Origin of the sequence: Neoroseomonas rubea, assembly GCF_016106015.1 — a bacterium.
Taxonomy (GTDB): Bacteria; Pseudomonadota; Alphaproteobacteria; order Acetobacterales; family Acetobacteraceae; genus Neoroseomonas; species Neoroseomonas rubea.
Genome location: NZ_JACADQ010000172.1, coordinates 1 through 8,137, shown reverse-complemented (window position 1 = coordinate 8,137; position 8,137 = coordinate 1). Strand labels below are relative to the sequence as shown.

Here is an 8,137-nt window from a genome sequence, read left to right as displayed (position 1 = left end):
CCCCGCCGGCGGGCTCGCGCCCGGCGCGGGGGTCAGGTCGAGCGGCGCCGGGCCGCGATGCGCCTCGGCGATCGCGCGCACCGCCGGGCCATACGCCGCATGCCAGGCCGCCCAGAGCCAGGCCGGCGTGTCGAGCCTGGCGGCGTCCAGCCCCTCCAGCACCGCCGGGCCTTCCGTCGCCACCTTGCGCAGCACGGCATTCACCAGCCCCGCGAAGGCCTTCGGCGCGAGCGCGACCGCCGTCGCGACCGCGGCATGAGGCGGCGTGTCCAGCAGCAGCAGTTCCGCCACGCCTATGCGCAGCGCGTGGCGCGCGGGCGGCGGCGGCTCCTTGCGCAGGTAGGGCGACAGCACCTCCTCGATCGAGCCGAGGCGCCGCAGCACCATCGCCGCGATGCGATGGGCGGCGGCCCGGTCGCGCGGGTCCAGCCTGCGGGGCAGGCCTTCCAGCGCGTCCTCGAGCGGGCGGCGGTCGTCGAGGGACGCGGCGATCAGGTCGCGCGCGGCGCGGCGCGTGGGCAAGCCGGGGGGTGGAGGTGTCACGGCGCGCTTCATGGCACCCCGCGCCCCGGCAGGCCAGAGCGGGGCCCGCAGGACGCGGCGCCGGCCGGCGCTAGCCCCCCGGCAACCGCCCGGCTGTCCGCCACGGGGCGCCGGTCGCGGTTTCCCCCGGGGCGGATAGTGCGCTAGACGCCCGCCACCATGCGCGCTGCCGAATTCCTCGACCGGCTGCCGGAGACGCGACGGCCGGCGCTGTGGCTCGTCGCGCTCTGCCTGCTGCTTTGGTTGCCCGGCTTCTTCACCATCCCCCAGGGGGACCGGGACGAGAGCCGCTTCGCCCAGGCCACGCGCCAGATGGTCGAGACCGGGGACCACGTGCGCATCCGGCTCGGCGATGTGGAGCGCAACAAGAAGCCGGCCGGCATCCACTGGGCGCAATCGGCCGTGGTGCACGGGCTGGAAGCCGTCGGCATCCCGGCGCGCAATTCCATCTGGGCCTACCGCATCCCGTCATTGCTCGGCGGCATCATCGCCGTGCTGGCGACCTGCCTGCTGGGCCGCGCGCTGGTCGGGCGCAGGGCGGCCTTCGTCGCGGCGGCGATGCTCGCGCCGTGCATGGTGCTGGTGGTGGAAACCCACATCGCCAAGACGGATGCGGCGCTGCTGGCCGCCATCACCGTCGCGATGGGGCTGATGGGGCGCGCCTATCTGGCGCCGGACCGGTTCACGCCGGGCATGGCGGCGGGGTTCTGGGCGGCGCTCGGCCTCGGCGTGCTGCTCAAGGGGCCGATCGCGCCGCTGGTGCCGCTGCTGGCGGGCCTCACGCTCGCCATCATGGACCGGCCCGCCGGGGCGCGGTTCTGGCGGCTGTCCGCGCCCTGGCTGCCGGCGCTGCGCGCGGGCTGGGGCCTGCCGCTGATGGTCGCCTTCGCTGCCCCGTGGTTCGTCGCCATCGGCATCGCGACGGAAGGCCGCTTCTTCGGCGAGGCCCTGGGCGGCGACATGCTGGACAAGGTGGGCTCGGGCGAGGAAGCGCATTGGGGCCCGCCGGGGATGTATGCGGCGATCTTCGGCATCACCGCCTTCCCCTCCGCCTGGATCGTGCTGCGCAGCCTGCCGGGCGCCTGGACGGAGCGGATGCAGGCGCCGGTGCGCTTCCTGCTCGCCTGGGCGGTGCCGACCTGGCTGCTGTTCGAGGCGGTGCAGACGAAACTGCCGCACTACGTCCTGCCCGCCTTCCCGGCGCTGATGCTTCTCGGCGCGCGCTGGGCGATGGACCCGCTGCGGACGCAGCCGCCGCGCTGGGTCCATTGGCTCGGGAATGTCGCGCTGGCCGGCGTCGCGGTCGGGCTGCCGCTCGCCTTCCTGGTGGCGGTCTATGTGGTGGAGCACCGGTTCAAGCCGATGGCGGTGGCCGGCATCCTCGCCGGCATCGTCATGGCGGTGCTGCTGTTCCGCCTCGCCCGCGCGCAGGCCTGGGGGCGGGCGGCGCTGGCCGGCGCGATCCTGGTCGTGCCGGTCTATGCCTCCGTGCTGGAAGGTACGATTCCGCGGATGGAGGCGGTGTGGATCTCCCCGCGGCTTGCCGCCCGCGTGGCCGAGGTCGCGCCACGCCTGCCGCCCGAGCGCTTCGGCGTGGTCGGCCATCACGAGCCGTCGCTGCAATTCGCCATGGGCGGGGCCATCCGCCTGCTGCGGGACGGGCCGGCGGCGGCGGAATTCCTCGCCGGCGGGGATGGCCGCATTGCCGCCGTGAACGACCGGCAGGAAGCGGCCTTCCGCCGCGCCGCGGCGGAGCGGGGCCTCACGGTCGCCGAGCTCGGCTCGGTGACCGGCCTGAACTATGTGCGCGGGCGCTGGGTCACGCTCTCGCTGTTCAAGGTGGAATAGATGTTCGAGTGGGTGACGAACCTGGTCGCGGCCGGCGGGCTGGCGGGCGTCTTCGCGCTGATGGTGCTGGAGAATTTGTTCCCGCCCATCCCGTCGGAGCTGATCATGGCCGCGGCCGGCTTCGCGGCGGCGCGGGGCGAGTTGTCGCTGATCGGGCTGATCGTCTTCGCCGTGGCCGGCACGGTCGCGGGCAACATCGTCTGGTACGAGCTGGGCCGCTGGCTGGGCGTGGAGCGCTTCCGCCCGCTGGTCGCGCGCTACGGCAAGTGGTTCGCGGTGGAGGAGGAGGACCTGGATCGTGCGACGGGCCTTCTGCGCCGCTTCGGCCCGATCGCGATCTGCTTCGGGCGGATGCTGCCGGGGGTGCGGACGCTGATCTCGGTGCCCGCGGGGATGGTCGAGATCCCACGCGGGATCTTCTACTTCTGGACCTCGCTCGGGTCGCTGGTGTGGCTGACCTTCCTCGCGATGGCGGGGTTCTTCCTCGAGGACCACTACGACAAGGTCGAGAAGTGGGTCGAGCCGCTGGCCTGGGTGGTGGTGGGCATCGCGGCGGGCGGCTACGTGGCGCACCTGGTGTTCGCGTTCCGTAGGGCAAGGCGGCGGCGGAAGGTGTGAGGCGTTTCCGGAGGGGCGCTGCCCCTCCGGGCCTCCCCGCCACGGGTTCCCACAGACGATGCACGCATCGTCCGTTGGGGTCCCATCGGCCGAAAGGCCTTTGGAAACCGGGACTCCGCGCGATGACGAAGGGCGCCCCAGGTATTGGGTTCCGAGGGCCTTTCGGCCCTCGGCGGGGTCCGGGGCAGAGCCCCGGCGCGCTTACGCCCCTTCCCGCACAATCCTCCGGCAATGGACCAACGACGCCTCGATCAGGTTGTCCGTCGCCTCCGGCGTGCGGAAGGCGGAATGCGAGGCAAGGACCACGTTGTCGAGTGCCGCGAGCGGATGTCCCGCCGGCAGCGGTTCCTCCACGAACACATCCAGCCCCGCAGCCCCGATGCGCCCGCTGCGCAGCGCTTCCGTCAGCGCCGCCTCATCCACGATCGCCCCGCGCGCCGTGTTCACGAACAGCGCGCCGGGCTTCATGCGCGCGAGGCGCGCCGCGTCGAGGAAGCCGCGCGTCTCGTCGTTCAGCAGCAGGTGCAGCGAGACAACGTCGCTGCCCGCGAGCAGCGTGTCGATGTCGGTGAAGGTGACGCCCGGCGCGGTCTTCGGCGTGCGGTTCCAGGCCAGCACCTTCATCCCCGCGCCGGCGCACAGCCGGGCCATCTCCGCCCCGATCCCGCCGAAGCCGATGATGCCCACCGTCTTGCCGGTGAGCTGCATCCCGTCCGTGCGCGGCCAGCCGCCGCCCTTGATGGCGTGGTGCATCAGGCCGAGGCCGCGGGCCGCGCCCCACATCAGCGCGAAGGCCATCTCGGCGACCGCGGTGTCGCCGTAACCCTTGATGATGTGGACCTTCACGCCGCATTCGGCTTCCAGCGCCTCCGGGTCCATGTAGGACCGCGCGCCGGTGCCGAGGAAGACGATGTGCTTCAGGTCCGGGCAGCGCTTCACGACATCGACCGGGAAATGCGTGTGGTCGTCGATCGCGATCTGCACGCCGGCGAGCATGGCGGGCAGCGCCTCGGGCGTGATGTCCGGGTCCTCGTGGATCGCGACCGGCAGGTCGTCCGGGCGGTGCAGCCGGCGCATCACGTCGGCAAGGGAAGCGTTGGCGTCGACGAAGGCTGCGCGCATCGATCGGTTTCCTCTCACACGTCCACGGCGTGCTTCGCGAGCGCCGCCTCGTCCCACAGAAGCCCCATGCCCGGCCGGTCGGGCACCAGCGCCATGCCGTCCTTCACCTGCAGCGGTTCCGCCAGCAGCGGCCCCGCCACGTCCAGGTGTTCCAGCAGATGCGCGGTCGGCGTCGCGTTCAGCAGGTGCACGCTGGCTTCGACGAAGATGTGGGAGGACATCGGCACGCGATGCGCAGCCGCGATCGCCGCCGCGCGCTGCCAGCCGGTTACGCCGCCGATCTTCATCGCGTCCGGCATGCACAAATCGACCGCGCCAGCGGAAAGCGCCCGCTGCATCGACGCCGGCCCCCACCAGTTCTCGCCGCCCTGCACGGGCAGCGTCAGCCGCCGTGCGAGTTCGGCGAGCCCCGCATCGTCCTGCGCCGGCAGCGGCTCCTCGAGCCAGCGCACGCCTTCGGCTTCCAGCGCGCGGCCGCGGCGCTCGGCCTCCGGCAGGTCGAGCGCCTGGTTGTAGTCGACCAGGATGCCGACCTCGTCGCCCACCGCGGCCCGCACGGCGCGGACGGTGTCGAGGTCGTCCTCCAGCCGCTTCTGCCCGACCTTGAATTTTATCCAGCGCGCGCCGAGCGTCGCGACCGCGCGCCCCGCTTCCTCGGCGAGCATCGAAGCCCCCCAGCCGCGCAGGGACGCATAGATCGGAACGGGGCGCGCCTCCGCCCCCAGCAGCTCGCACAGCGGCAGGCCGGCGGTCACCGCCAGCGCATCCCACATCGCCATATCGAGCGCGGAGAGCGCGATCTGCACCAGCCCCTCGGTGCCGAGGATGCGGCCGGCATCGTGCATCTCCCGCCACAGCGTCGCGGGCGCGAGCGGCTTGCCGACCAGCCCCGCGCCGAGGCTGCGCGCGAGCGCCGCGGTCGGGCCGAGCGCGGCCGGCGTGTAGGGGAACACATAGGCCGTGCCCGCCGCGCCATCCGCGGTGCGCAGGTCGACGATGACGAGCGGCGCGCGCCCAATGGTGTTGAGGCTGTTGCGCAGCGGCGGGTCGAGCGGCGCATCGACCGCGCGCACGCGGATGTCGGCGATCCTCGGCAGCGTCATGGGCGGTTCCTCCGCCCCCGATCCTGCCCGCGCCTCAGCGCGGCGTCGAGGCGTGCGCGACCATCAGCGCGACATTCAGCTCCGCCCCCAGCAGCACGACATAGACGCTGACCCAGAACCACATCAGCAGCGCGACGACCGCGCCGAGCGGCCCGTACATCAGGTCATAGGTCGCGAAATTCGAGACATAGAGCGTGAAGCCGGCCGACGCCACGGCCCAGAGCAGCGTCGCGACCACCGCGCCGGGCAGCGTCCAGAGCAGCCCCGGATGCCGCCCCGAGGGCCCGAGCCGATAGACCACCACCAGCCCGATGAAGACGAGCCCGAGCAGCGTGCCCAGCGACATCGCCCGCAGCGTGAGCGCCTGCGGCGCCGGCAGGCTGAACAGCGCCGCCACGCCAGGCAGTGCCACAAGCGCTGCGATCGCCAGCGTCGCCGCGATGGTGATGGACAGCGTCATGCCGATGGCAAGCAGGTGATAGAGGAAGAAGTTGCGCGATTCCTCCACCCCATGCGCCATGTTCAGCGCGCCCAGCATCGCCCGCGTGCCGGCCGAGGCCGACCAGATGGCAACACCGCCCGAGACGATGGCTCCCCATTCCAGGCGCGGCCGCGGCTGTTCCACCAGCTCATGCAGCCGGGCGGCGATCAGGTCGAAGGTCTCCTCCGGCACCAGTTCCCGCAGCACCTCGAGCTGCGGCTCGACCGTCGCCCTGTCGAACACCAAGCCGTAGAGCAGGACGAGCAGGAAGATCGCCGGGAACAGCGCCAGCATGGCGTAGAAGGCGCAGCCCGCCGCGGTCAGCGAAATGCGGTCGGACGCCGCCGCACGCATCACGCGGCGCGCGATGCCCATGGCGCCGGCGCGTGGGGTGGCGGGCGGCAGGGAATCCATGCCGCCGGCGTAGCGCCTTCGTGGCGTGTCAGGGAAGCCTCATCGCCGGCCCGCGCCGGGGTGGGCCAAAAAGCTGCGCGCGGATGTCAGCGCGTCGGGACACCGGCCGCGCGGGGCGGCTCCTCAAGTTTACCGCTCGCGCGCAGCTCCAGCGACGTGATCCGTCCATCCTGGTCGGTATCCAGCCGCTGGAGCATGGCGGCGAGCGTGTTGCCCGTGGGTGTTCCCGGCCCCGCCATGTTGGCGGGGCTCGGCCGCAATCCTTGCAGCGTGGCGGCGAAGTCCTGTCGCGCGCCGGCAGCCTGAAGCCGAGCCGCATCCTGCTGGCTCTGCATGCGGAACGCCCGGATGGCCTGCGGCGCCGTAGGGGCCCGGTCGGGGACGATCTGCATGGCTGCACTCTCCGTGATGGTGGCACCCGTCTTTCTGCCGGGCGGCGCCGTCCTGGCGCATCGGGGACATTGCATGGGGCGTGCCAGAGCAAGGCCGGGGGAGGGGAACCTCCCCGAACCGGGACCCCACGACGTTGCTGCGCAACACCGCGGGGACCCCCAAGCCCTCCCCTTTTTGTCTGTCACAAAGAAGGTTGAGGGGGGTTCGGGGGGAGAAGTTCCCTTCTCCCCCCGACACTTAGCCGAGCCTGGCGAAGGTCAGCTCATGCTTGTTGTTGAACCCGTGGAACAGGACCGCGCCGGGAATGGCGGCGAATTCCGCCGCCGTCGCATGGTCCGTCTCGCCCTGGAATTTCAGCGTGCAGACGAAATTCCGCGCCGCGCCGGCCTCCATCCACCGCCGCACCAGCACCAGCAGCCGGGCCGGGTAGCAGATGATGTCCGAGAACAGCCAGTCGACCGGCACTTCCTGCCGGGGGTCCAGGCCGAAGGCGCTCTCCTGCCGGCAGGAAACGCCGGGCATGGCGGAAATGGCCGGATCGAGCGGCGCCTTGTCCACCGCCGTCACCTCGGCGCCGAGCCGCGCCAGTACCCAGGTCCACCCGCCTGGCGCGGCACCGAGGTCGAGGCAGGTCTCCCCCGGCCCGGGATGCCGGCCCAGCCGCGTCAGCGCCTCCCACAATTTCAGGTAGGCGCGGGATGGCGGGCCTTCCCGGTCCTCGGCGAACAGCACCTCCCCGTTCACGAAGGGGCTGGTCTTGGCGGGGCTGGCCAGCATCCGGTCCGGGGCGAGCAGCGTCCAGGCGCCAAGATGGGCGGTCGGCGCAGGCTCCGGAAACACCAGCGGCCGCGCCTTCACCGGCGGCAGGCGCTCGGCCAGCAGGGCGGAGCGGCGATGATGCAGCAGCGGGTAATGGGCCCAGTTGCGCTGGATGGCGCGCAGCGCATCCGCCCCTGCCTTGACCGAGGGGACCTCGATCTCGCGCGGCTCGGTCCAGATATCGAGCGCCCAGGGCGCGGGCGCCGGCGGGTCGGGCGACAGGGCCAGCCGCCCATGCCAGGCCGAGACGGCCGCGCCGGCGCGGCGAAGGTCCTCGGCGAGTTCGGCCTCGAACCCCTCCGCGGCCAGGTAGGCGGCGCGGATCACCGCTTGAGCGCGGCCAGGGCGAGCGCGAGCCAGCCCGCCATCAGCAACGTACCGCCCAGCGGCGCGACCGGCCCGACAGGCGCCCCGCCGAGCGAGGTCCACCACACCGCCCCGCAGAACAGCGCGGCGCCGATCGCGAAGAAGGCCCCAGCCAGATGCGCGAGCCCCCGCCCCCGCTCGGCCATCAGCCCCGCGGCGAGAAGCGCGAGCGCGTGCCAGCCCTGCATGGTCAGCGCGCTGTCGACGGCCCGGCGCTGCGCGCCCTCGAACCCCGCGGGCGTGCCATGCGCCGCCCAGGCGGACAGCGCGACGGCGCCAAGCCCGGCAAGCGCGCCGAGGAACATCCAGATCCTGTGCATGGCGGACGGCTTACGCGCTGCGGCGCGCCGCGGCCAGGGGGCCCGTTCCCGTGGCGCCGGGGGCCACGCTTCGCGTCCGGGGGCTCAGGCGCGGCCGAACAGGCGTCGCA

At 72.7% G+C, this 8,137-nt stretch carries 9 protein-coding genes; 2 read left to right on the top strand and 7 right to left on the bottom strand.

Annotated elements, in window-relative coordinates:
* Positions 1–543, bottom strand: a 543-nt coding sequence (locus HW577_RS15585; RefSeq protein WP_332837736.1) for a transcription antitermination factor NusB, incomplete at its 3' end; no start/stop codon positions are given.
* A gap of 159 nt (positions 544–702) precedes the next feature.
* Here HW577_RS15585 and HW577_RS26920 point away from each other — a divergent pair.
* Both HW577_RS26920 and HW577_RS15575 read left to right on the top strand, forming a co-directional pair.
* Positions 703–2,391 carry an ArnT family glycosyltransferase gene (locus HW577_RS26920; protein WP_198377073.1) on the top strand — a complete coding sequence of 563 codons (1,689 nt, stop codon included), beginning with the start codon at positions 703–705 and terminating at the stop codon, positions 2,389–2,391.
* Positions 2,392–3,009 carry a DedA family protein gene (locus tag HW577_RS15575; RefSeq protein WP_198377072.1) on the top strand — a complete coding sequence of 206 codons (618 nt, stop codon included), beginning with the start codon at positions 2,392–2,394 and terminating at the stop codon, positions 3,007–3,009.
* Positions 3,010–3,210: 201 nt separating this feature from the next.
* Here the strand turns inward: HW577_RS15575 and HW577_RS15570 are convergent, their stop codons facing one another.
* From HW577_RS15570 to HW577_RS15545, 6 genes are all read right to left on the bottom strand, one after another.
* Complete coding sequence (locus HW577_RS15570; RefSeq protein WP_198377071.1) at positions 3,211–4,131, bottom strand: NAD(P)-dependent oxidoreductase; 921 nt, start codon at positions 4,129–4,131, stop codon at positions 3,211–3,213.
* Between the two features lie 14 nt (positions 4,132–4,145).
* Positions 4,146–5,234 (bottom strand): enolase C-terminal domain-like protein, encoded by a 1,089-nt coding sequence (locus tag HW577_RS15565; protein WP_198377070.1) that lies wholly within the window; start codon positions 5,232–5,234, stop codon positions 4,146–4,148.
* Positions 5,235–5,268: 34 nt separating this feature from the next.
* Complete coding sequence (locus HW577_RS15560; protein ID WP_198377069.1) at positions 5,269–6,129, bottom strand: YihY/virulence factor BrkB family protein; 861 nt, start codon at positions 6,127–6,129, stop codon at positions 5,269–5,271.
* Positions 6,130–6,215: 86 nt separating this feature from the next.
* On the bottom strand, positions 6,216–6,521 hold the full coding sequence (locus tag HW577_RS15555) for an EF-hand domain-containing protein (RefSeq protein ID WP_198377068.1): 306 nt from the start codon (positions 6,519–6,521) through the stop codon (positions 6,216–6,218).
* A gap of 238 nt (positions 6,522–6,759) precedes the next feature.
* Positions 6,760–7,668: an SAM-dependent methyltransferase gene (locus tag HW577_RS15550; RefSeq protein ID WP_198377067.1), complete on the bottom strand. Its 909-nt coding sequence runs from the start codon at positions 7,666–7,668 to the stop codon at positions 6,760–6,762.
* Positions 7,665–8,027 (bottom strand): DUF423 domain-containing protein, encoded by a 363-nt coding sequence (locus HW577_RS15545; protein WP_198377066.1) that lies wholly within the window; start codon positions 8,025–8,027, stop codon positions 7,665–7,667. Before HW577_RS15545 ends, HW577_RS15550 begins: the two co-directional genes overlap by 4 nt.
* Positions 8,028–8,137 lie beyond the last annotated feature (110 nt).